Source organism: Psychrobacter sp. PSi21 (assembly GCF_054960615.1).
Map to the genome: position 1 here is coordinate 1 of NZ_JBHNYR010000042.1, position 980 is coordinate 980.

Sequence of the window (980 nt, forward strand, 5' to 3'; positions counted from 1 at the left end):
TATAGCAAAGTCCAATTAAAAGTGTTATAAACTAATTATCAAACTTAATTGTTACTATAAAGGCCATGACTTACTCATTAGATTTTCGTAAACAAGTTCTTAAAAGTATAGACGAGGGTATGACCTTTGCCGAGGCAGCTGAGTTTTACAATCTTAGCCCAACCACTATACAGAATTGGAAGCGTCGTGTTCATAGTAAAACAACCAGACAAACCAACCCCTATAAAATACCAGATGACATGCTACTTAATGATGTCAAAGAATATCCTGATGATTATCAGTATGAGCGAGCACGTCGTTTAAACTGTAGTAAAACAGGCATTTATCACGCCTTAAAACGCCTTGGTATCAGTCAAAAAAAAGACCTTAGAGCATCCAAAGGCCTGTCCGATAAAAAGAGCGATATATCACAGTAAGCTTAATAGCTTCATGCAGCAAGGCTACCCCATTGTTTACATGGATGAAAGTGGCTTTGAGGCTGAAATCATTCGTTCTCATGGCTATGCACCGATAGGTGAACCTTGTATTGATCGCTACAACTGGCAAGGTAAAAAGCGAACCAATGTCATTGGTGCTCTTTATGAGAAGATGCTGTTTGCACTTGATTACTTTAAGTACAACATTAACAGCAACATATTCTACGGCTGGTGCAAACAAACCCTCATCCCAAGTCTTAAAACCAAATGTGTGATTGTCATGGATATGAGCGAGGATAAAGCAAAGCACTGCTTTGCCCGAGCGCAAGACGAAGGCTATGCTTGAGTGACTCGATTTCATAAAAGTAGACGTACCCAAAAACTACTGAACCGGCATGGTCATCGTATATTATGGCTGCCACCTTACAGCCCAGACTTGAACCCTATTGAAAAGAAATGGGCACAAGTGAAGTTTCTACGCCAAGGCTGGATAGAAAACGACTTATCCAAATTGTTTTACGATGTTTGTCCTAACCATAACAATTTTATTTTGAACTGACTATA

At 39.3% G+C, this 980-nt stretch carries 1 protein-coding gene and 1 pseudogene; both read left to right on the plus strand.

Annotated elements, in window-relative coordinates; all coding sequences use genetic code 11:
- The first annotated feature begins 65 nt into the window (after positions 1-65).
- Positions 66-416 (plus strand): IS630 transposase-related protein, encoded by a 351-nt coding sequence (locus tag ACFI32_RS14780; protein ID WP_462627385.1) that lies wholly within the window; start codon positions 66-68, stop codon positions 414-416.
- A 40-nt stretch (positions 417-456) separates the two neighbouring features.
- Positions 457-975, plus strand: a pseudogene (locus tag ACFI32_RS14785) (transposase).
- Positions 976-980 lie beyond the last annotated feature (5 nt).

Excerpts from the sequence above, each read along its gene's own strand:
- ACFI32_RS14780 (WP_462627385.1), top strand. The coding sequence starts at position 66 with ATGACTTACTCATTAGATTTTCGTAAACAAGTTCTTAAAAGTATAGAC.